Origin of the sequence: Paenibacillus sp. MER 180 (assembly GCF_023713665.1) — a bacterium.
Classification (GTDB): Bacteria; Bacillota; Bacilli; order Paenibacillales; family Paenibacillaceae; genus Paenibacillus_B; species Paenibacillus_B suaedae.
In genome coordinates, this window is record NZ_JAMAVT010000011.1 from 1 (window position 1) to 24,448 (window position 24,448).

General features: G+C 46.7%; 16 protein-coding genes and 1 pseudogene. 13 read left to right on the forward strand and 4 right to left on the reverse strand.

Going from position 1 to position 24,448, the window contains the following annotated elements:
* A pseudogene (locus M3661_RS18160) lies at window positions 1–395 on the forward strand (transposase); the annotation flags it as partial.
* Window positions 396–539: 144 nt separating this feature from the next.
* Complete coding sequence (locus M3661_RS18165) at window positions 540–917, forward strand: hypothetical protein (protein ID WP_251487267.1); 378 nt, start codon at window positions 540–542, stop codon at window positions 915–917.
* A gap of 86 nt (window positions 918–1,003) precedes the next feature.
* Here the strand turns inward: M3661_RS18165 and M3661_RS18170 are convergent, their stop codons facing one another.
* Window positions 1,004–1,354, reverse strand: a complete 351-nt coding sequence (locus M3661_RS18170) for a hypothetical protein (RefSeq protein ID WP_251487270.1) — start codon at window positions 1,352–1,354, stop codon at window positions 1,004–1,006.
* Window positions 1,272–2,627 carry a helix-turn-helix domain-containing protein gene (locus M3661_RS18175; RefSeq protein ID WP_251487272.1) on the reverse strand — a complete coding sequence of 452 codons (1,356 nt, stop codon included), beginning with the start codon at window positions 2,625–2,627 and terminating at the stop codon, window positions 1,272–1,274. The genes M3661_RS18170 and M3661_RS18175 overlap by 83 nt, the downstream gene beginning before the upstream one ends.
* A 384-nt stretch (window positions 2,628–3,011) precedes the next feature.
* Between M3661_RS18175 and M3661_RS18180 the strand changes: the two genes are divergently transcribed.
* From M3661_RS18180 to bcaP, 6 genes are all read left to right on the forward strand, one after another.
* Entirely contained in the window at window positions 3,012–4,511 is a 1,500-nt protein-coding gene (locus M3661_RS18180) for an LVIVD repeat-containing protein (protein WP_251487275.1), read from the forward strand.
* A gap of 181 nt (window positions 4,512–4,692) precedes the next feature.
* The gene (locus M3661_RS18185; protein WP_251487277.1) at window positions 4,693–5,631 is read left to right on the forward strand and encodes an AraC family transcriptional regulator; all 939 of its coding nucleotides are present in this window, start codon (window positions 4,693–4,695) and stop codon (window positions 5,629–5,631) included.
* A gap of 30 nt (window positions 5,632–5,661) precedes the next feature.
* Complete coding sequence (locus M3661_RS18190) at window positions 5,662–6,555, forward strand: aminoglycoside phosphotransferase family protein (RefSeq protein WP_251487280.1); 894 nt, start codon at window positions 5,662–5,664, stop codon at window positions 6,553–6,555.
* Between the two features lie 98 nt (window positions 6,556–6,653).
* Window positions 6,654–7,229, forward strand: a complete 576-nt coding sequence (locus M3661_RS18195) for a GNAT family N-acetyltransferase (RefSeq protein ID WP_251487282.1) — start codon at window positions 6,654–6,656, stop codon at window positions 7,227–7,229.
* A 294-nt stretch (window positions 7,230–7,523) separates the two neighbouring features.
* On the forward strand, window positions 7,524–12,248 hold the full coding sequence (locus M3661_RS18200; protein WP_251487285.1) for an S-layer homology domain-containing protein: 4,725 nt from the start codon (window positions 7,524–7,526) through the stop codon (window positions 12,246–12,248).
* Window positions 12,249–12,731: 483 nt separating this feature from the next.
* The gene (gene bcaP / locus M3661_RS18205; RefSeq protein ID WP_251487288.1) at window positions 12,732–14,114 is read left to right on the forward strand and encodes a branched-chain amino acid transporter BcaP; all 1,383 of its coding nucleotides are present in this window, start codon (window positions 12,732–12,734) and stop codon (window positions 14,112–14,114) included.
* Between the two features lie 217 nt (window positions 14,115–14,331).
* On the opposite strand, the gene M3661_RS18210 is transcribed toward bcaP, so the two are convergent.
* The gene (locus M3661_RS18210) at window positions 14,332–15,726 is read right to left on the reverse strand and encodes a tryptophanase (protein WP_251487290.1); all 1,395 of its coding nucleotides are present in this window, start codon (window positions 15,724–15,726) and stop codon (window positions 14,332–14,334) included.
* Between the two features lie 156 nt (window positions 15,727–15,882).
* Window positions 15,883–17,163, reverse strand: a complete 1,281-nt coding sequence (locus M3661_RS18215) for a hypothetical protein (RefSeq protein ID WP_251487292.1) — start codon at window positions 17,161–17,163, stop codon at window positions 15,883–15,885.
* Window positions 17,164–17,405: 242 nt separating this feature from the next.
* Here M3661_RS18215 and M3661_RS18220 point away from each other — a divergent pair, with 242 nt between their 5' ends.
* From M3661_RS18220 to M3661_RS18240, 5 genes are all read left to right on the forward strand, one after another.
* Window positions 17,406–19,055: a glycoside hydrolase family 19 protein gene (locus M3661_RS18220; RefSeq protein WP_251487294.1), complete on the forward strand. Its 1,650-nt coding sequence runs from the start codon at window positions 17,406–17,408 to the stop codon at window positions 19,053–19,055.
* A gap of 291 nt (window positions 19,056–19,346) precedes the next feature.
* Window positions 19,347–20,729 carry a S41 family peptidase gene (locus M3661_RS18225; protein WP_251487296.1) on the forward strand — a complete coding sequence of 461 codons (1,383 nt, stop codon included), beginning with the start codon at window positions 19,347–19,349 and terminating at the stop codon, window positions 20,727–20,729.
* Window positions 20,730–20,914: 185 nt separating this feature from the next.
* Window positions 20,915–21,376, forward strand: coding sequence for a GNAT family N-acetyltransferase (locus M3661_RS18230; protein WP_251487298.1), 462 nt, complete (start codon window positions 20,915–20,917; stop codon window positions 21,374–21,376).
* A 161-nt stretch (window positions 21,377–21,537) separates the two neighbouring features.
* Entirely contained in the window at window positions 21,538–23,214 is a 1,677-nt protein-coding gene (locus M3661_RS18235; RefSeq protein ID WP_285853106.1) for a type 2 periplasmic-binding domain-containing protein, read from the forward strand.
* A gap of 308 nt (window positions 23,215–23,522) precedes the next feature.
* Window positions 23,523–24,428 (forward strand): ABC transporter permease, encoded by a 906-nt coding sequence (locus tag M3661_RS18240; protein ID WP_065293344.1) that lies wholly within the window; start codon window positions 23,523–23,525, stop codon window positions 24,426–24,428.
* Window positions 24,429–24,448: the final 20 nt, after the last annotated feature.

A 24,448-nucleotide genomic window follows, 5' to 3' on the forward strand; every position in this document is an offset into this window, starting at 1 on the left:
GAGATCATTGGCTCAAGTGCAGGGCCGAAAAAGGACGCAGCTTTAGTCACACGAGCCTTTGCTTCTGTGCAAGGAAATCTAAGTCAAATTCAATTATTCCATACCGATCGCGGTAGTGAATTTAAGACAAGTTGATTGATGAGACACTTGCTACGTTCAAGATCGGTCGTTCCTTAAGCATGAAAGGGTGCCCTTATGATAACGAAGTTGCAGAAGTTACGTTTAAAATTATGAAGACGGAATTCATTAATCAGATGAACTTCCACAGTTTACATCACCTAGAATTGGAGCTATATGACTACGTACATTGGTTCAACAAACATCGCATCCATGGAACCTTAGGCTATATGAGTCCAGTAGATTACAGAAGATTATCCCTTAAAAAAGCTGTCTGATTTAGTGTTGACAATCCAGGGTTGGTCTTTTTTTGAATAAATTAAGTAAAACTAACCGAAAGATATTATTCGCTGTAACTATTTGTTAAGATGATAATAGACCCCAATATTGTGCAATTTAGTAAATATCGAGGAGGGCTATGTATGAAGACAGCTAAACTTCTCATCATCACGCTTTCATGCGTATTACTTATAAGCTGTTCTAAAAAAGATGCTGTGGAAGGAGTTGATTTTACAAAGGTATTTGATGAGGTCATTGGTTATTTATATATAGATGATAAGCTCTACAGTCTGAAAACCAGAGATAATTTCCCGAAAGAGAATTTAGGCGAACAAATCGGTAAGGTTCATGAAATCGTTGAGAAGCCCGTAACTGATGGAGATGTTGTGTATCCGGAGGCCACTCGTACCTATGAAATTCGCAAGGGCGATAAAATATTCAGGGTAAAGGATGGCGATAAACTTCTAGTTGTTATCCAAACGAAGGATGGTTATATATTGGGTGTCATTTTTCCCACTTAAGTTGCTCTCTATTATTATGTGCCAGATTGAACAAAAGAGGATAGCAACCCTTGAACCCAAGAGTCGCTATCCGAATGGCCTTGAATCTATACATTTTCATTAATTCCAACATCACTAGCCAACGGACTCCATCCAGAGCCGATGTTACTCACTTTCCACCCTGTCCCAATATCGCTACTCAAAGGTGACCATCCAGAGCCAATGTCACTGTTCGATGGAGACCAACCTGTACCAATATTGCTCTTCGGTGACCATCCCGAACCGATATTGCTCACATGGTAACCTGATTCAGTATCACTGCTTGTTTTAGACCACCCCGATCCAATGTTGCTAACAAACCATCCCGAACCGATGTCAGCTAGATTCGCTGCCGAAGATACTCCGGTAGAACCGAACAAGAAAAGAGCCATGGACATCGTGATTAATACTTTTTTCATTTGAATCCACCTCATTTAATAGAATATGTGTGAAACGGCTTTTGTTTTCTGCAGAAGCATGTATCTCATACTCTTGGAAGATAAGAACAGCCATTCCGACATACTGCATATTTTTGAATGTAAGCGCCAGTTCCAACGATAAGGCATTGTAGTCAAACCCTAATTCATGTTGGTCCGATTTCAAGTAATACTGTGCCAACGCATGTGTAAGGCGTAATTTGTGTTTTTCGTGAAAAGGATCTTTTCTGGATAATAAATCGTCGACCTGAAGCTTGTATTTCTCGATATATTGAGCAGCGTCTTGGAAAGCTCCATTGCTGATATAACATTCTAACGCGATAGGAAGTACAAGAAGCAGTTGGTCACCTTCAAGCATAGTCATGAGTTTATCGATAGCCTCTGTTTGCTTCATCTCAATAAAAATATAGAGACGATTACATTGAGATAGCCAAGCATAATGATCCCCATAAGAAACATACTGCTGTGTTGCTTTTAAAGCACCCTCATAATTTTTCATTCCCATTAGTGCAAACGATTCATACAACCAGCCTTCTGCCACGAAGTCATTTTGCCCTACCTCAAACGCAACAGCGCGCAATTCCTTGGCATACTGGAGCAGCTTTGCCCAGTTCTCTACGACATTGTAATATGTAAGTATGCGATAATAGGCGTCGAGCCTCAGTGAATCAGGGAGTATAGGCAGATATTCAATCAGCTGGCATAAGGCTTCGTTGCCTGCTCCACTCGTATCCAAGTCTCTCAAGATGAGGAATCTTCTGAAGTAGGAGATGGCTATTTTCTCGCTGCGGCTGTATCCATTGCGGATAATGATGTCGTAGAACGGGAGTGAGTAGTTGCGTTTCGGTGACTGGAAGATGCGTTCGGCGATTTTGAAGGCGGTGTCGATCAGTTTGGAACGATTGGTTTCTTCATAGAGGAGTTGTACTAGCTGTTTGACCAAGTCATACTTTTCTACTTCAATACAGTGGAGAATAAAATCGCTTGTCTTATCAGGCCGCAATCGGCCCAGTTCGTTGCAGCATTCCCCTATGAATTCTTCATAGAAGGTGTCTATTGGTAATCCGAATGCGTGATTGATCGCGTGGAGCTGAGGCAGCATAAGCGATTGCTTGTTATTGAAAATATAACTGATGGTTGAACTGTCGATGCCGGATGCCTCTGCTAACTCCTTCTGCTTCCACCCCCTTATGCTCAATTCATCTTGTAACCTGTGGCGGAGTTCCATCGGAGCTACATGAAGATTGCTTGTCATGTCGAATCCTCCTTTTTAGTAATTCAGCATAACAATTCGAAATCCTTCCTGAATTGACAATTTATTTAAGTTTCTGTTGGTTTTTAGTATAAATGAAGATGAAGTAAATGGCAAATTGACATCTGGTTGAATTTCTATACTATTTTTGTCGAAAAATGGAGAGTCCTACTTCGATCAGTTTGGCACGCAATAATTATCTATTGATGGCATATGCACAAGCAGCTTCACCTATAGGTTCATAGGATAGGAGGACAAATTACAGATGAAGCATTTAACGGGGAATCCATGCTGTAAGCAGTACTAAGTCTAAGGGGAGTAGCGCTTGCAACCTAGCGTCCCTTACACTCTCTTGTACCTCCTATCTTCTCACAAAAAGGTGATGACATGTCCATAGAAGCGTTTCAAAGGCTGGTCAGCAATGCGACTTCTGTCTTTGTGGGTACGAACATGGATCAAGCTGCGCTGAATGCGGCCAACGGTACAGGCACGAATGCTGACCAAGTAGCCCGCACCCTTGCTCCTGTAGCGTGGCCACTATTGAAGAAGTACGATAATGATAACAGCCTGCAAGCGTATTCTCCATTCGGAGGCGTTCCCAATCAGGAATACGTATGGAAGCTGCCGGTATCTGATGGCCAGACGTCGGCTTTTGCAGCAGCCTCCGCACCATTTCTAATTCCTGCAGGCGAAAGTGTCTCGTTCAGCTTGTTTCTCAATGCTTTTGCCGACAATGCGATGGAGGCGAGAATGGAGCTTTTTGAGGATACGGGCGGTGCTGGGATGGGGCCCTTTGCGAAGTCTGCTGTGCAGCCTGCGGGGTTAGATGACTTCTTCTTGATCGCGGGAGATCCCAATATGCCAGCACTCGGACTACTGGAGATGCAGCCGTATAACTGGCAGGATATCCGCGTCTATTCTACTCGCTGCCTCGTTTCTGGTTCGCCAACTACCGCTCGAACATTCAAAATCGTAGTTTCCTTTCAGGTGACGAATTATCTCGTCATGAATCCACCGAATCCAGCCGGCTTGCAATTTGCTGTCGATATGTACGCTGACGGACCTGATTATCTGTATGTATCGAATGTAGGCGATGCCTCGGTAGAAATCTATAATATTGCAAATCCCGCGTCTCCTGTGCATATTGGGCAATTTAATGGAGGCAACTTGAACAATCCAAGAGGCATGGCGATAACCGGAACCACGCTCTATGTTGCGAATGCAGGCAGCTTCACGGTATCTATGTATAATGCAGCTAATCCGACAGCTCCTCTGTATATAGGGGAATTTAATGGAGCCAATTTAAGCTCTCCTCATGGCTTGGCGATAACGGGCACTACACTGTATATAGCCAATCGGGGGGACGACACCATCGAAATCTATAATATTGTAAATCCAACCTCCCCCGCTCATGTCACGGAGTTCGGCTCTGGCGATTTGCACCGTCCTGAAGGCCTCGCAATAACGGGCACTACGCTGTATGTAGCCAATCAAAATGATGGTACAGTCGAAATTTATAATATTGCGAATCCGACAGCTCCGGTACGCGTAACTGAGTTTGGTTCGGGGGACTTAAGCGAGCCTGTGGGTCTGGCGATAACCGGAACCACGCTGTATGTAGCCAATCAGGGCAACAGCACGATTGAAATTTATAATATTACGAATCCAACCTCCCCGGTTCGTGTAACTGAATTCGGTTCAGGCGAGGTAAGCGAACCTGCTGGAATGGCAATAACGGGGATCACGTTGTATGTAGCCAATCAACTTGATAACACGGTGGAAATCTACAATATTTCTACTCCAACGTCCCCTGTGCGGGTGGGAGAGTTTAATGGAGGAAATGTAAATCAACCTTACGGGTTGGTGATAAATTCGTTTGTAGGCTAACGCGGCTTGGTGCGATAAAATGATAACCATAACTATAATTTTCCGTGACCGGTATGAACCTTTGTGTTGTCAGCCACGTGATTTGACGGAGAAGTCGAGCCGTCAATGACGGCGGCTTTTTGTTCCCTTTCAAGAAGAATCGAAATCCTATTAGAATCTAGCAGATAGAGGGATTTTTCCAATGAACAACGACTATCAATCCAGAATCGATAAGATCATCTCTTATATAAAAGAAAACAGCCATCAGAAGCTTAGTCTCGATCAGCTCGCCAGCATTGCGAATTTTTCCAAATATCATTTTACGAGAGTTTTTGCGGCGCATGTCGGCATGACGCCTATGGCATTTGTGAATCAAGAGCGCTTGCAGAAGGCAATTCACTTGTTGGAGCAAACGGATCACACCATACTGGACATTTCAAGTCTGTGCGGTTTCGAGTCCATATCCACCTTCAATGCTGTATTCAAGAAGCACCATGGAAGTACACCGAGCGCGGTTAGGAGCAAGCTGCGAGATACCATTCAGCATACAAATCGGGAAGATCGCAATTTGTCAGCAAATCATAGCAATAAGCAAGAAGAGTTATCTTTCTCTCCAGACTACAATAGAAGTCGCAGACATCCATTGCTGCAGAGAGCGTGGGAGAACATGATTGTGATCAAGGAGCTTCCGGAAGTCGAAGTGGCGTATGTGCGGCATGTCGGGAGTTATTTGGATACCCGCAGTGCATGGGACAAGTTAAGCAACTGGGTACGAGAGCAGGGGCTTGCCACAAGAGAACTGTCATTCATTGGTGTTTCGTTAGACGATGGAAATGAAGTCGAGGAGTATGCCTGCCGCTACGATGCTTGTGTCACGCTGCCGCCGGGATTCACCAAGCAGGAACACAAGGACATCTCATATGGAACCCTGCCCGGTGGTAAGTTTGCAGTCTATTCGTATTACGATACCGTTCCGAATTTCGTGCTCGCTTACGAGACGATGTTCAGGCTGTGGCTGCCAAGCAGCGGTTATGAGGCTGATGATCGACCATGTCTTGAACTGTGCCTGAACGATCCCAAGCAGGATAAGGAAGGCAAGTGCAGAGTGGATTTACATATTCCGATTCGTCAAAGAGCATGAGAAGCATAAACAGAGGGGCGGTATGAAGGTATGATGGAACATGAACATAAGCACAAGCAGCATGAGCACGATATTGCAGCAATAGAGTGGCAGGACAAGCATGATCATCTGGATCGCATCTTGCAGCAAGCGGGTACGATTACGATAACTCCCTTGATGCAAGGTATGGAAGCAGAGACCGTTAAGGTGGTAACCGATACGGACAGCTATGTGCTGAAAATATGGAGCAGAGATTCCAAACCGGATATTCGTCTGCAATACCAAGTGCTCAATCTGCTGTATGCGCAGGGGGTATCCGTGTCTGAGCCCATCGGTTGGGGGATAAATGTGAACGGTGACAGTGTGCTGCTGACTACCTTCGATGGCGAGCCGCTGCGTGATGGCAATGATCAGACTATGAAGGAGATTGCGAATCTATTAGACCGCGTACACCGCATTTCTCCAGAAGAATTCCATACTCAGAAACAACTGCCGCGGCATGATTTCAGCGAATATTTCTTCCCAGGTATGCAGGCGCATTCGGATCTGCATCCTCTCCTAGAGCAATTGGTCGAGCTGGCAGCACCGAAGCATGAGCGAATCATCCACGGGGATTATCATCTTGGCAATCTCGTTGAGAAGGCGGGACAATTAACGGTCATCGACTGGACCAATGTGCAATTGGGAGATGCCAGATATGATTTCGCTTGGTCGCTCACGCTGCAGCAGATCTATATACCGGAGCACTTTGCCGAAGTGTTTCGTAATACGTATTTAGCTATAAATGATATCCCGCAAGAGGAGCTTGATGTGTTCCAAGCGCTGGCATGTCTCAGATGGATACTTCTGTATCGCAATGGGGGCATTCCAATGGGGCCAGATACCCTAGACAGGGTGCAGCGGTTGCTGACAAGCAATCCACATCTACACGGGATTACATGCTAAAAAGCTTAAAAGGTGGAACAAGACGGTCAAGGTCAAGGCAGTGATGTTACGATCATACGACGAATACGACTAAGCTGAAAATATGGAGCGGTGATACGTTGAACCTAGACGCAGTGTTTGGGCAATTTCCGATATTGAAGTCAGATACACTTACGTTGAAGAAAGTCGAAGAGCATCATCTGGAAGAGGTCTATGACATTTACAGCAACGATACCGTTTTTGAATATTGCGGCATTATCCCGAAGCATAACAAGGCGACCGTCAAGAACATGATCGGACATTTTGAGAGAGACTTCAATAAGAGGTCGCGCATCAAATGGGGGATATTCATCAATGAGGACAGCAAGAGATTGGTAGGCATCATGGAAGCGTTCGACTTTAATCAGAAGGTGAATATGGTGACGATCGGGTACTTTTTGGCGGAATCGCAGTGGGGGCAAGGCATTGCTGCGGAAGCGACGCGAATTGTTGTGAAGTTCTTGTTCGAGGGTGTGGATGTAAACCGAATTCAAGCCGAAGTCATGCCTGCAAATGAACGCTCGAAGCGGGTGCTGCTGAAGAATGGCTTCATCAAGGAAGGGACGCTGCGGCAAGCATCGCTCTGGTCGGGCAAAGGAATCGTGGACTTAGAGATATATGGACTATTACAGAGAGAGTATAAGATCGAGGTTTAGTGAGCAGTCCTCACTTTGTGTTGTAATTTCCTGATAAAAAGGTTCGAGGGGCTGCGGCTTCTCGGACTTTTTGTATTATTACGAGCCAATTTGGACAATCTGCTTTCTCTAATAAATAAGTACGATTCTCATAAAAAAATGATGGAAACTACTAGATTTAGAGAGCATAGGCTATAGTACAATCGGAATTGTAAGCGGTTACCATATCTGCAGCAGATAAGACGACTACATAAGCAAAGGAGGACAAACGTAACGCGTAACGATGAACAACAAGCTTTTGTTGGGAGGAATGAGATGAAGCGGTCAAGTAAGAATGCAGTGGTCTTCATGCTAGTCGTGCTAGCAACTTGGATGCTGACACCCTATTATGCAATGGCTTACGACGATGCTAGCAATGCTGTCATGCTCGATGTTGTACAGGAGGGGAATTCGATCCAACAAGACACTCCTTCGGTTGTTGATGCCACTTATGGTGGAGAGCAGCTCAAATCTGCATCCATGCCTACTGTCATTGATGTTACTTACTATGGAGCGAAGCCGAATTCACATGAGGATGCGGCAGTTCCCGTCCAGCGGGCGATTGCTGCTGCGGCGGCTGTGGATGGCCCTGTTGTTCTTCATTTCCCGGAAGGCAGATATGATTTTTATGCGGAAGATGCGGAGAAGCGGCCCTATTACATTTCCAATACAGCTTCCGAGAGCGAGAATCCAGATGTAACGAAGACGATTGGCTTGCTGCTTAAGGATATGAAGAACGTAACGGTTGAAGGCAATGGGTCATTGTTTATGCTGCATGGGAAAATGACGACCTTTGTCATCGATCAAAGCGAGGACATCGAGATTCGCAATGTGCGCGTTGATTATGAACGGCCGACGATGTCGGAAGTGAAGGTGCTGGTGATCGGCAATAACTATATGGATGTTGAGGTCAATCAGGATTCCTTATTTGAGATTCGCGGCGGTCAAGTCTATTGGGTGAGCGAACCGAATAAGGCTGGAGCGCGTTATTGGGAGTTCAAGGACGGTATCGCCCAAGAGTATGATCCGAACCAAAATATTACGTGGAGGACAGGCAATCCCGTATCCAGCGCGATAAGCGTGCAGGAGTTGAAGGCCAATACACTGCGGCTGCATTATAATCAGGCTCCGAATACCGCGGTAGGGCATGTATTTCAAATTCGAGACGGGGTTCGCAGTCAGGTGGGATCCTTCATTCATAAGAGCAAAAATGTCACGTGGAAGCATGTCACGATGCACTATACGCATGGACTAGGTATCATTGGACAGTTCAGCGAGAACCTGACATTCGAGGACATGACGTTCGCACCGCGCGCGGAAACGGGACGTACCGCAACCGGATTCGCTGACTTCATTCAGGCATCAGGCGTGAAGGGCAAGCTCAAGATAATGAACAGTACCTTCCGTGGTGCCCATGATGATGTCATTAATGTCCATGGGACTCATCTTGAAGTGGTGCGCAAGCCGGCACCGAATCAGATCGTCGTCCGCTTCATGCATCATCAGACGTACGGATTCGAGGCGTTCTTCCCTGGTGATGCGATCGAGTTCATCGATAACAGAACCCTTACGTCCGTAGGCAGCGGCAAGGTCGCTCAGGCAGACCGGCTCAACGACCGTGAAATTACCCTCACCCTTGAAGAGGACGTACCTTCGAGTATTGGCACAGGCGTTGTAATCGAGAATGCCACCTGGGCGCCAGAGGTCGAAATTAAAGGAAATCACTTCTCGCGCATTCCGACGCGAGGAATTCTTCTATCCACGCGCGGCAAATCCATCATTGAAGACAATGTGTTTGAGCGCATGCAGATGAGCGGAATTCTCATCGCTAGCGATGCGCAGACCTGGTACGAATCCGGGATGGTTCAAGATGTAACGATTCGCAATAATACGTTCATCGAGAACGGGAATCCGGTGATTCAGATTCATCCGGAGAATACGAAGTATGCAGGGCCTGTTCATCGCAATATCAACATTGAAGGCAATACGTTTCAGATGCTGGACAATACCGTACTGTTCGCTAAGAGCACGGACGGCATTCGTTTCTCCGACAACAAGATTACGAGAACGCACCCCAACATGAACCCCAATGAGCAAGTCGCATTCCACCTCTTAGAGAGCAATCATATTTCAATAGAAGGTAATCAATTCGAAGGCGAAGGTGTAAATCGAACCGTTCTACTGGACAGGACGCCTGCGGATGAGGTCACAATCTCCCCAGAGCAGCAGTTGCATGTGAATGATAAGGGAGTGCTGAAGAGTATTTCGATTGCAGCGGGCAACGACCAGACGACAGTGAAGGCGACAGCTTCAAGCGAGGCGACGCAGTACAATGGTGATGCCAAATACGCGATCGACGGCAATCCATCGACGTTCTGGCACAGCCAATGGGTTCCGTACGCACCACTTCCGCAATCGATTACGCTTGAGCTCAGCATGAAATCAGTCGTTAGCGGTTTAAGCTATCTTCCGAGACAGGAAGGGTATAACGGGAACATTACTGCTTATAAAATATATGCAAGTACAGATGGAGCCCAGTTTACCGAAATCGCGAGCGGCAACTGGTCGTCCGATTCTTCGGAGAAATCAGCGGCATTCCCTCCTGTGACAGCTTCGTTCATCAAGCTGGAGGCTACTGAAGGTGTCGGCGGCTTCGCATCGGCAGCGGAAGTTCACTTAGAGAGCCGAGTGGAGCGGGATTATACGGTTGGGCAGAGCTTTCAATTAGGGGTAAAAGGCACGACGGTTGGCGGATATGCCGCAGATCTGACGAAGGCGGTCATTACCTACTCGAGCGACAATCCGGCCATTGCCCGAATCGATAACAACGGTGTCGTGACAGGCTTGCAAGCCGGAACGGCTAACCTTACAGCGACCGTAAATTTACGTGGAAATGTGGCGGAACAGACGATTCCCGTGACGTTCAAGCCGCAGCAGGGAACTCCTGTAGAGCGAATTATCGTAACCGGTCACAATGGCATGCAAGAGATTACGGCTCCATTCGGTACGCTGCTCATGCAGGCGAAGCTTGAACCGCCGCATGCTGATAAGCAGGCGGTTGAATGGAAGGCGTATAATCCAGGCACGACACAAGCCTCGCACGTCGCCGCGATTGACAGCAATGGCCTGTTAACAGCAAAGGCTAACGGGATTGTTGAGGTTCGTGCTGAAGCAACCGATGGATCAGGTGTGTATGGCAAGGCACTCATTGCAGTAAGCGGTCAAATGACATTTGATTCCGCATGGACATGGATCAGGGAAAATAAAGAGGCTTGGTCGCTTGACGCCGAGCACAACAGGATGAAGATCAAGACGGAGAAAGGGAATCTGTGGAGGGACGCCAACTCGAACAAAAATATACTTCTGTATGCGCCATCTACCGATGATGTTACGTTGATCACGCAGCTGACCTTCAAGCCGACGAAGGCGTATGCCGAGGGAGGACTGCTGGTCTACGGCGATGATGATAACTACTTCTATGTGGCCAGAAAGAACCATCCGGGCTATGGAGGAGCCATATTCTCCGCCATTTCTGAGTCGAATGGAGCTCCGCAAGAGCAGGTAACGGCAGATCAGATTCAGAGCGATACGGTATATCTAAAAGTAACAAAGGAAGGCAATCGGTATGCAGGCTACTATAGCGCGGATCTTACGACATGGACGCAAATAGGGGGTGCATATGAAAATGCAACGATTGCGAATCTCCATGTCGGATTGTTCGCCAATAATGCAGGCGGAAGCCCAGGTGAGTATGGGGATACTGCTGAATTCCAAGACTTCCGACTGAACGATGGCATCGTACCGTTCACAGGCTATGCCGTTGATCCGACTTCGTTGAACGATACGATCACGCTAGCGAACAAGATCTATCATGCAGCGAAGGCTGGAACTGAACCGGGGCAATATCCGCAGAAGGTGATTGATGGGCTGCTGGCTGCTATCGAAGCAGCTGCTAAGGTTGCTCATGATGCAGGAGCGACGCAGCAAGAATTGAATATAGCAGTCGTAACCTTAATGGAGGCACTTGATACATTTCATAGCGGCGTCATTCCGGGGGAGATTACAGCAATTCGCATGAACGACCAACTCCTTACGGACTTTGCGCCAGACAAGATATCCTATCATATCGAATTGCCTGTAGGGACGGTTGAAGCGCCTAATGTCAGCGCGGAGACCAATGATCCACGCTTGCGGGTAAGCGTCATCCAAGCCTTGGAGCTGCCGGGGACGGCTGTGATTCGAGTCATGAATGAGGATTTCAAATTACTGCGCAGCTACTCGCTCCATTTCAAGACGCCGATAGTTCCCGAACCGGGTTCCCCATCTGGAGGATCGTCTGGAGGTTCTTCTTCCAGTGGATCTAACGGAGCGTCTGCTGGCAGCAGCGGAGCAAATAACGGTTCAGGCAATCAAACGGGCACAGGTGAAGGGTCTGCCAGTGGTTCGACAGGGACGAAGAAGATCACCCTCAAGGATATTTCCGGGCACTGGGCCCAAGATGCGATTGAGCAGGCTGTTGCACAGGGGATCGTTACCGGATATGTAGACAGTACCTTCCGTCCGAATGAGCGGGTCACGCGTGTCGAGTTCGCGGCAATGCTTAGTCGCGCCTTGAAGTTGGATGGAGATGGTTCGAAGCAGCTGGATTTCGCCGACCTCGACAAGATTCCGGTCTGGGCTCGGCCTTACGTGGCGAGTACGGTCACTGCGGACATTATTACGGGATATTCGGACCATACCTTCCGTGCAAGCCATCCGATCAGCCGTACGGAGATGATCGTGATGATCGTTCGTGCATTAGGACTGAAGGCAGATTCGCAAGCCCAGCTTCCATTCGCTGATGCGGATCAGATACCTCTGTGGGCCAGGGAGCATGTATCCGCAGCACATGCAGCAGGTTTTATTCGCGGTCAGCAGGGCAACAAGCTGGCTCCGAATAACCCGGCGACGAGAGCGGAAGCGGTAACTTTACTTGTTAAGGCTATATCAAGTAAACACTAGCTGTTGATCGCGTATTGCTTGCAAGCGGATCCCCTTTAATAGTAGTGTTAATAGATGAAGAAGCAGCCTTTTTATCTTAGAAGGCTGCTTCTTTTTTTGATATGCGATTCCACGGCTATTTCTCTCATTGCTAGCATTTTCATTTATCATCATATCTATCAGGCACTATTTTTGAAAAAAAGTTCTTCTGGATATATTGCATAAAAATAGGTATTATTGGATAATGATAAATAACTTTGTTCTGCTTTGGACTACATGAATGCTTAATATCTTCTCCTACAGTACAAACCTCGCCGTTGATTCTCAGGGAAAGGAAGAACGGTTGGTTTAGCAATAATTACCTATATCTCAGGATTCAATAGACATGTTAAAATCGTTCTTAACCTAAACAAAGATAGCATAAAAATTGGTATGGGATGTAAATGTTTTCAATAATTACTGATTGTGTTTGCTTTTGCGTACCAGAGCATAGGGGGAATAATATTGAATAAGATTTTCCGAAAGAAGTCATTGAGCCTCATGCTTGCGCAGAGCGAGAAAAAAGAATTGGCACGGGCGATGTCTTTGCTCGATTTGATTTTTCTTGGCGTAGGCTGCGTGATCGGGACAGGGATTTTCGTCGTTACGGGCGTCGTGGCGGCAGAATCTTCGGGGCCAGCGATCATGCTGTCATTTGTTATCGCGGGTATTGCCTGCGCGCTTGCTGCATTCTGCTATGCGGAGTTCTCCTCAGCAGTGCCCGTCTCGGGAAGCGTATATACATTTACGTATGCAACATTGGGAGAATTGCTAGCTTTCCTTATCGGCTGGGATCTCATGCTCGAATATGTAATCGCGGTTTCCGCAGTCGCTACGGGATGGTCTGCGTACTTTCAATCTCTGCTTGCGGGCTTTAACCTGCCGATTCCAGACATTGTATCCTCTGCTCCTAGTATGGGGAAAGGCGGCCTTATTGATTTGCCAGCGGTTCTTATCATTTTGGCAATCACAGCGCTCGTCAGTAAAGGAGTCAAGGAAAGCATTAAGTTCAACACGGTCATGGTGTTCGTGAAATTAGCTATTATCTTGCTGTTTATCGCAGTCGGAATATGGTATGTAAAGCCTGATAACTGGACGCCGTTCATGCCTTTTGGATTTAGTGGTGTGATGACGGGGGCGGCTACTGTGTTTTTCGCCTATATTGGGTTCGATATCATCGCTACGGCATCGGAAGAAGTGGAAAACCCCAAAAGAGCATTGCCAATCGGGATCATCGTATCTCTGCTCATTTGTACGATTTTATATATTACGGTATCCGGGGTATTAACCGGGATGATTCCATATACCATGCTCAATGTCGGTGCGCCGGTTGCATTAGCATTGGAATCCGTAGGGCAGAACTCGATAGCGGGGATCATATCAATCGGAGCGGTATTTGGCATTACGACCGTAATCCTTGCCATGATTTATGCACAAGTCCGCTTATCGTTCGCCATGAGTCGTGACGGCTTGTTGCCGAAAATGTTCTCGCAAGTGAATGCCAAGACCAAAACCCCAATCGGCAACACATGGTTAACCGGGTTCGTTGCGGCAGGCATTGCAGGTTTTGTTGATCTAACCACGCTTGCGCATTTGGTGAATATGGGGACATTGGCTGCGTTTACATTAATCTCGGTCGCTATCATTGTCTTGCGCAAGAAGTTTCCTGAATTGAAGGCTTCATTCCGTGTTCCGTTCGTACCCGTGCTCCCTATCATTAGTGCGCTGCTTTGCCTGTACCTTGCATCCAGCTTGCCTTATATGACGTGGATCTCATTTATGATATGGATCAGCATTGGCACGATTATATACTTTATGTATTCGCGTAAGCACAGTAATCTGAATTAATAAATCATATGTTATGTCACAAAAGAAGCAGCCTTCTATCCAGAAAGCTGCTTCTTCACTATGCCAATTTTCGTGTAGCAGCCGCCGCTCCCTCTGGGCGAGAGGGTCAGCCTTTCACCCTCCTTCCTCACCAGCGTACATGCTGTAGGGAAGATGTCCATTTGACAAATGGCGGCATTTCGATGTCGCCGTCCCTGGTCAGGATGGATGGCATATGTCAGTGGGACAGGGCTTCTGTCTTGACGGGCCGAAGGCGCGCAGTGAAATGCCGCAATATCGGCGGTTCGTAGGTGAATTCTAATCCTGTTAGTGTTTCTGCCCGATCCTTGATTGCAATCAAGGCATCCGCAATGACATCCATATGGTTATTCGTATAGACACGGCGCGGAATCGTCAAGCGCAGCAATTCAAGCTTGCTCTCCAATTGCTCGCCAGTCGCAGCGTCACGTCCCAGCAGAAAGGAACCGATCTCGACCCCACGTATCCCTGCTTCAAGATATAGCTCATTCGCCAGCACCTGGGCCGGGAATTGGGCCGCGGAAATATGCGGCAGCATCTTCTTCGCGTCTACGAAGACAGCATGGCCGCCCGTTGGCGTCTGGAACGGGATTCCGCCTTCCTCGAGGCGTCTGCCGAGATATTCGATCTGGCCGATGCGATAAGCTAGATACTGCTCGTCGATGCCTTCGCGCAGCCCGCGGGCAAGAGCTTCCATATCGCGGCCGGTCAAGCCGCCGTAGGTCGGAAAGCCCTCCATCGGCACTGTCATCGAACGCGCTTGCGTAAATAAGGTTTCATCCTCTTTAAAGGCTAGCAAGCCGCCAATATTGACAAGCCCATCCTTCTTCGCGCTCATCGTGAATCCTTCGCCATAAGAGAACATTTCACGGACGATATCAATAATTTCTTTATCTTCATAGCCTTGCTCGCGTTGCTTGATAAAGTACGCATTCTCGGCATAGCGCGCGGCATCAAAGAAAACGCGAATCCCGTTCTGCTTCGCAATGGCGGATACCTCACGGATATTTTCCATGGATACGGGCTGGCCGCCGGCACTGTTGTTCGTCACGGTAATAAGAATAAATGCGATATTTTCTGCTCCTTTTTCAGCGAGCGCATGGCGCAGCTTATCCACATCAAAGTTTCCTTTGAATGGGTAAGGCGTCGTCGTATCATAGGCTTGTTCGGTAACAAGATCAACCGCAATCCCGCCAGCCAGATCGACATGCGCACGCGTTGTATCGAAATGCCAATTGCTCAGGACATACTGTCCTTTTTGAATAAGCAGCGGAAACAGCACCTTCTCGGCGCCCCGCCCCTGATGCATGGGAATTACATGCTGATAGCCTGTAATCTGTTGCACCGCGTCGCACAGATGATAATAGTTGCGGCTGCCTGCGTACGATTCGTCGCCCAGCATCAGGCCTGCCCATTGGTTGTCGCTCATCGCGGTCGTACCGCTATCGGTCAACAGATCGATATACACTTCGTCCCCGCGCAGCAGGAATGGATTATATCCCGCCCGTTCAAGCGCCTTTTCCCGTTCTTCCCGTGAGATCATGTTCAACGGCTCCACCATTTTGATTTTAAAAGGCTCTGCGAATCGCGCCATTCCAACACCCCCGTCATTGAAAGTTTTCATTCAAAGTACAGTTTGGAAGTCCTCTCACGTATATCCAATATTTTGAAATCAATTTCATTATACTGGTAAAGTATAATGCTTTCAATCTGAGGATCCCCGGCACGATTCGGGCAGAGTGTTCGCTGTTTATATGTTGTTCAACTCCATAATCTCGCCATTTGCAGCATTCACCGCATAAGCACAGTCTAATTTTCCGCATAATATATACTTCTTCTGTTCAGGATGATACACGTAGACCGGCGTAAGCTCGATGAATCCCTTTTTCTTCAGCTTCACATAGGCTTCATCCTGACTAATGACAACCTCATCTGCTGTTTGAAAATCATCGAACATTTCGATAAATGGCAGGTTGTCCATTGCATTTACAGTCACAAAGCGCTGCGCATCAATGAAGAGAACCAGCTTGCGCTGGAATACGCGCTTGCTCGGCGTTTGCTCCCGCAATATCGCTTCTATATATCCCCGATGACGATGCAAGGTTTTTAACACCCATTGGCCGGAGTCGTTCGGGTAAAGTTGGCTCATTCCCTCAACAACCGCTGTGACCGCCTTCTCTTGCTCTACGTCGGTAATCGGGAAGGAGTCGGGATGCGGCGCACTCGATACCGCTTGTTCGGCGGTGACCGTCTCCCGCCACTCAATGTCCACCTTTTCCAAAGGCTGCGTGCTAGCCTGTTCCCATTTGATGACCTTATCGATATTCAGCCGCGAACCCGCATGGATAATGAATTCGAATGGAATGACGGAAGCTCCGTCGTTCGTCACATAAATCTCCTCGATCCCATAGAGCGGAAGAAGGCGTTGTTCCTCGTACACCGGATATTCGAGCAGCTTCAGTTGCTCCTTAGCTAGCGGCTCGACTTGTACTTGTTCAAGGGAGAGAGAAAACGCTTCTTTTTGAATCAATGACTTGGAAGCATAGAATCCATACTTGGAATACTGTACGAGCTTGCCGGCTTCATCAAAGTGGATCTCGATATGTCCGCCAGGAGATACAAGGGTAGCGTCTACGCATTCATGGAAGATATATTGGCCATTCTGGTGGTGAGAGAGCTGAAACTGCTTGCCATAGACGAGTTCGGTATCTCTCTCGATCCACGCAATGATCTCTTCTACGTTGATGTTCGGAAAAGAGGGGCTGTTCGCATAAGATTTCCCCTGTACAAAAATGACACTCGTATATTGACCAGCAGTCAGGTCATACGAAATAACGGCTGTCCCTTCGGGATTTGTATCTTCATCAACAGACTCCTTCACATAGGGCGGATACCATTCCATGCTGAGATAATAGGTCGTCTCATTGAATGGATTCACTTCCCGGTACAATTCTTGCGTGTGCAAGCGGTAATTCTCTAATCCGAACTTATGCTGTGAGGCCTGGATGATTTCTTGTATATCGATGGACATTCTTTTTAACTCCTCTACATGGTGTTGCTGTTATTGTCTTCGTTGTTGCTGCTATCATACCATTTTCAATATAAAAGTAGGTGAATGCAGCATAAGCGAAAGTGAGAAAGTTATAGCGCTAATAAGATAGTATCAGAATCAAGATTCGACAAAGGAATGGTTCGCTGTACCTATTGAGCGAAGTAGACGCAATTTCCTATACTAGAGTCGTTACCAATATCAAATTGAATAGGAGGCGTGTAATGAATCGCAACTTTCCGTTCTCGCATAAGCTTTTGCTCAAAAGTTTAAGCGCTGTTCTCGGTACGACAATTCTCACAGCAGCGCCATTAGGATCATCCTCTACAGCTTATGCCGCAAGCAGCACGAATTCGTCTCAGGTACAAGCTTGGCAGACCAACAAGGCTTACTCCGCAGGCGATATTGTTTCCCATCAAGGCAAGATTTATGAAGCGAAGTGGTGGTCCTACAATAGCAGACCTGATGCAAAAGTAACGAATGAATGGGACACCTCATGGAAGTTATTGAAGGACAACAACGAAGATACTACACCTCCTACCGCTCCAACGAATCTCGTATCGACCGAGCAATCCTCCACCTTTATTACACTCACTTGGACAGCTTCAACCGACAATGTAGGCATCTCCCATTATGATGTTTTCCGAAATGGAGCCAAAGTAGGCAGCACCATCGCCAAGAAATTCTCAGACTATGAATTGGAAGCGGATACAGGATATCAATACGTTATTCGAGCGGTGGATACATCGGGCAACTATACTGACAGTTCAGCGATAAGCGCAGCAACGAAGGGCGGTGGTGGCCCAGTCACTGACATTGGTGTAGGAGAGAGCCGTGTGCTGACCGACGACCAGATTAGTCAGCTGTGGAATGGCATTAATCCTGCCTTCCTGCCGGATGCGGCTGCAGCGGAGGTGCAAGCAGCCATTCCGAAGGCGGAATATGAGTCCACGTTCCCACTGCGCTACGGTACACCGGAATGGGATGCAAAAGCGAAGGGCAATTACTATTATAAGCCGAACCAGTCCGACTATTATTCCTATGACAATCTCGTAGCAGCAGTACGCGAGATTACGAATATTAAGTATAAGGAAGTCGTCCGCGAGGGCTATCCGAACGTGAAGCAAATTTACCGCCTGGACAAGCAGGCGAAGACCGAAACCTTGCTCTTCCAAGCGCCAGACTTCAATGATGCCAGTCATTCGAATTTGCCAAAGCTGACGCGGATCGTGGATTTCGGCAGTTTCCTGGGTGAGGGGAGCAGTAATGACCGCAAGCGCGAGCTTGCTGGGTTCCTAGCGAACATCGCTCATGAGACAGGCGGCGGCTGGTCTACGGCACCAGGCGGCGAGCTGCGCTGGGCACTGTTTTTCAATGAAGAGCTGGGCTTCGTCAATACAGACAAAATCGGCTACGTAGATGAGGACAACCTGTTCTGGAAGCCGGTACCGGGCAAGTCCTATCATGGGCGCGGTCCGATTCAGCTTAGCTGGAATTATAACTATGGCTTGATTAGCTCCATCGTATATCGCGATCCTGGTGTACTGTTGAACGATCCAGACAAGATTACGGCAGACGGGAAGCTAGGCTTTATTACGGGGCTGCTCTTCTGGTTGACCCCGCAGGATCCGAAGCCTTCCAACCATGACATCATAACAGGACAATGGATGCCTACGGCAGAACAGTTGGCGAAGGGGCTTGTGCCGGGATTCGGAGCTACCATTATGGTCATCAACGGCGGTCAAGAAGCGAATTTGCCGGAGACGGCTGATCCAGTGCGCCGCCGAGTCGCGCACTATCGTGATCTGACGACACGCATGGGCGCTAACATTGATGGCGAGAAGCTGGATACAGCGGGCATGCAGCCATTTTAATTTGGAAATAGCGAGCCACAATTTAAGAAGCTGTCTGACGGGTGGAGATTTCCACTTGTTGGGCAGCTTTTTGTATGTTTTGTAGGTAATGAAATCCATGTGATGTAGAGATGACTTATAGCACAGGGGTATTACTAATTTATTCAAATGAAAACGTTCGATTGTATGATATATTGTTGTTTGTATCTTCCTTATATAACCAAACTATTGAGGAGTGTCGAAATGATGGGGAAACGGACTGCATATAATAAATAGGTATATAGGAAACTTAGGGAAGAGGGTCGATAACATATGAAAATGCGATTAGTAGGGTTTCTATTATTTATCGCCATTATCGGGATTGTTATTGTTGCGGCACTAACGTGGAATGATAGCGTTACGGAAAAGGCGATTAGCAAGAAAGAAAAGCAGCTTCACGAACCTGCGGTTCTAACGAAGGAGCAGCAAAAAGCGATCAAAGACATCGAATTTTTGTATAACAAAATTGCAGATACCCATCCTGCCACCGTAAATGGAATACCAAAGGAACTGAAGATCCAATATGAACAAGTATTGAAGGAAATTAAAGAAAAGAAAGATCAGATATATCGCAAAGATATTTATTTCTGGGGACAATCCATTATCGCTCAACTGCATGATGCCAATTCAGGTTTTGCAATAACTCCAAGCTTTCGAAAGCGAAACATTCCAATTTTATATAAATGGTATGAGAATGGAGTGTATATATATCATAGTAATGACGAAGATTTGAAGGTTGGAGATGCAATCGTTGCCATTGGCGACAGAACAGTTGAAGAGTTGGCTCAAGAACTTATCAAATATATCCCTAGTGATAATGAGATGTTTTTGCTCGCATCGTTGGAGATATCAACTCTATTGGCTGAAGAGGTATATTTGGAGAAGTTAGGTTTGATTGAAAATAAAGATTATGTTGTCTATACCATCATGAGAGATGGGAAAAAGCTGCGGCAGCCGGTTAAGTTGCAGGTGAAGCCTGTTTCGGTGGGATATCCTTCGAATTATTCTCAAAATATAGATAAAGACAAAAACATAGCTCTATTAAAAATGAATGTGCTGAAGTCAGATGATGTGTATGATGCTGAATTAAAAAAGTTCTTCTCTTCTGTTAAGCACAATCAAATCGACAATGTCGTGCTAGACCTCCGTGATAATAAATCCGGTGGGAATATGAATGCTCTCGTGAAACTGCTCCAATATGTGAATGTGCAGCACTATCAATCCTTTGCGGTAACGCGTAATCCAACAGAGGGGAACAGTAGAGAGAAGAAAGAAGAAATGGCAGAAACAATACGTTCAATACAGAACGATCATGTTCATAAAGAGCTTGTATTTAAAGGGAAACTGTATGTACTTACCTCCAAAAATACATATGGCGGAGCATCATTGATGGCGGCGATCTTGCAAGATAACAAGATTGGGCAGGTGATTGGCGAAACGCCTGGAGGAAATGCGAATGCATACATTGCTTCCGTAAAATTCGATCTGCCAAACAGTAAATTTTCCATGTATTTATCAAGCAGACAACTCGAAAGACCGGATGCTTCCAAAGGAGCAGCGCTTGTCCCTGATTATGTGGTGCCGTCAACCTACAACAAAACAAAACATGTGGATGAGCAGCTCGCCTTTGTCGAACAACTCGTGAACAAGAATTAAATAATGCGTACACCTGTCCCCAGCGCTTCCATGCGTCTGGGGATTTTCATTGCAATGGACAAGAAAAGTGGAGTCTGAACATAAGTGAATAGGTGATTCGAAGCTTCCGCCCATGGATCTTGTCAGGTACAATGAATGCAGCAGCACTTCACAACAATTACCATTCATAAAAGGGGAGACAAGGGATGGTGTATATACGCCAAGCCGCAGTGCAGGATGTTCGTATACTTAGTGAGCTTGCTTTTGCATCCAAGGCGTACTGGGGTTATGATGAAGCATTTATGGAAGCTTGCCGGGAGGACTTGACGATTACCGAGGGGCATCTTACAGCCGCTCAATTATTTGTCGTCGAGGAGAATCGGCAGATTCAAGGATTCATTGCGCTCGAACAGGATCCTTCTCAGCGGGATAGGGGCTTAGTAACCTATTTGTTCATTCATCCGAAGGCCATCGGTCACGGATATGGACAAGCATTATGGAACCGCATGGTGGATGCTGCTAGGGATTTGGGAATACGCGTGGTGCTCGTACATAGCGATCCGCATGCGGAGCCTTTTTACGTACGAATGGGGGCTAGACGAATTGGGGAAATCGCCTCGACGGTATTCCCTGACAGGCATCTGCCTGTACTAGAAACCATAGTCTAAGATTCCATTTAGATGGGTGCGGAACAACGGGCGACAAATCATGTGCACCACAACAGTTGTATATAGAAGTAAACACCAGTATATGGAATGCCCTTCGAACTGTATCTACAATTAGAAGTGGGTCTTCAATACACATATTAGGAGGGTCAGACGTGAAAAGAATGCGGAATATGTTATTAGCACTTACGCTTATCTTGAGTCTCGTCGCAACAGCTTGCACAAGCAAGACAGCTGAAACTTCTCAGCCAACAACGGATAAACCAGCAGAAAATACAACAGCAGAGAAACCAGCTGAAAAACCAGAAAATACAGTAATTGAAGCATCTACGGTTCGTGCGAAGGATCCGTATTTGAAATTTGATGCAGGTGAAACGTACGACAAGAACGCCGTGTATGACGCTTATGAGAAAGACGTTGGCGTTAAAATTACGAATAAATGGGTCGTAGACGGAGTCGTAAGTGGGCCTCAGTTTCAAGAGAAGCTCAAGATGGCAATTGCAACTGACGATCTGCCAGACTTCTTCCCAGCTACACCAGCTCAATTACAGCAGTTGATTGAAGCCGATATGATTCAGGACTTGACTGAAGTATATGACAAATACGCAACAGATGAAACGAAAGAATTCTTGATGCGCGATGGCGGATTGCAGATGAAATCCGGTACATTCGACGGTAAGTTGATGGGGATTCCAGAGTCAGGAACTGCGTTCACGCCTCAATTCGTATGGGTGCGTACGGACTGGCTGAAGCAGCTGAACCTGCCTGAGCCGAAAACGCTGCAAGACCTGATTAAAATTATGGAAACGTTTGCAGCTAAGGATCCAGGAGGAACTGGAAAGTCCTATGGTCTAGCATTGAATAAGGAATTTTATGAACCTACAGGTGCACTGGGTCTCACTGGATTCATGAATGGATACCACGCTTACTTAAATCAATGGATAGAGGATGGTAAGGGCGGATTGATGTTCAGTGATATTCAGCCTGAAATGAAAGAAGCACTTCGCTCGTTGCAAGATATGTTCAAGAAGGGGCTAATTGATCCAGAATTTGCAGTTAAGGACATGATGAAGGAATCTGAAATGATCTTCAATAACCAAATTGGTGTACTCTACGGCCCAGAATGGACGCCTGCCCATTTGGCTCAAGGTGCGGTTAAGGACGGCAAGGTTGTTCAAGAATGGAAGCCATTCCGCCTCCTTTCCATTGATGGTACAGAAGCGTCCACGCAAATTGAACTGGGAACGGAGAAATATAACGTTGTCTCTAAGAAAGCGAAGAATCCGGAGGCTATGGTTAAATTGTTGAACCAATGGATCGCAATTGATAATCACCCGACGGAAGAACAGAAGGTATATGAGTACGGCAAGAGCATGAAGGAGAGCGGCAATAACTATTGGCAGCTCAGCCCGGTTATGGCGTTCAACCAAGCAAGCGATAATGGTTCCGTATTGCCTAAGGCAATTGAAACGAAGGATGAGAGCTTGCTGAAGACGAAAGACCAGAAGACACGTTATGCTCGTGCGATGAAATATGTAAATGGTGAAGATATTTCAATGTGGTGGGAAATGCTTATCTCTGGTCCAAACGGAGCAGTCTCAAATGTACCATACATGAAGGAGCACAACCTGTTCCATCGTAATAAATTCTATGGTGCACCGACACCAACAATGGTGGAAAAACGTGAGCTTTTGAAGCGTAAACGCGACGAGCTCTTCATTAAGATCATCATGAACCAAGTACCTATCGACGAATTTGATAAATTTGTTGAGGATTGGAAGAAGCTCGGTGGCGATGACATGACGAAGGAAGTAAACGAATGGTACGCAACAAATAAATAAGTTCACGGGGAGAGCGGCTCATATTCCGCTCTCTTTTTTATTGCGCCAGTCACTGCAATAATTGCAAATACGCTTACCGTACGTGATTTCATTGGATCAAGTGCTGTGCTTTCATCTCTAACCTACTACCTACCTCGTAATCTTCAAGCGGACTTACGAATTGGCAGGCGGAATCGCAACAGTTGTATATAGAAGTAAAGACCAGTATATGGTATGGGATTTGCCCTGAGACTACAATGAAGATAGTTCTTATTAGATATGAGGCAATCTCTTCTTTATAAATTATAACTACAAGTAGGTGGAGCTGAATGAATCAATTATCTCGGATGTGGAAGCGAGAATGGCAGCTGCATTTGATGCTCATTCCCGCACTGATTCTTATCATTGTGTTTAGTTACATTCCGATGGCGGGCATTATGATGGCATTCCAGAAGTATATCCCGACGAAGGGATTGCTGGGATCACCATTCGTGGGATGGAAGAACTTTAAGTTCCTGTTGGATTATCCAGATGTCGGACGCATCTTCTTCAATACGATTTATATCGCGTCGATGAAAATTATCGCTGGTCTAATTGTTCCCATCACGATTGCGATTCTCCTGAACGAACTGCGCAAGGAATGGGTGAAGCGGACGTTCCAGACTTTGGTCTACTTGCCGCACTTCTTATCTTGGGTATTGCTTAGCGGTATAGTCATAGATGTACTGTCTCCGTCTACCGGGGTTTTGAATCAATTGCTGGGGTTGTTTGGCATCAAGCCTATCTTCTTCTTGGGGGACAATAATTGGTTCCCTTATATCATGGTCGTTACAGACGTATGGAAGGAATTTGGCTTCGGGACGATCATTTATTTGGCGGCGCTTACAGGCATTAATCCAGCGTTGTATGAGGCTGCAGAGATTGATGGGGCTGGACGTTGGAAGCAGACCTTATATGTTACCTTGCCGGGTATGCTGCCAATTATTGTACTCATGCTTACGCTCAGTATCGGTAACGTATTGAATGCTGGATTTGACCAAATCTTTAACTTGTATAGCCCGCAGGTATATGAGAGCGGAGATATTATCGATACGTTCGTCTATCGAATGGGTGTCGTGGAATCGCAGTATGGATTTGCCACAGCAGTTGGACTGCTGAAGTCAGCTGTTTCCTTTATTCTGATTTCCGTTTCGTATGTCATGGCCTATCGCTTCGCCAATTACCGCATATTCTAGTCAAGGAGGACGATCATCGT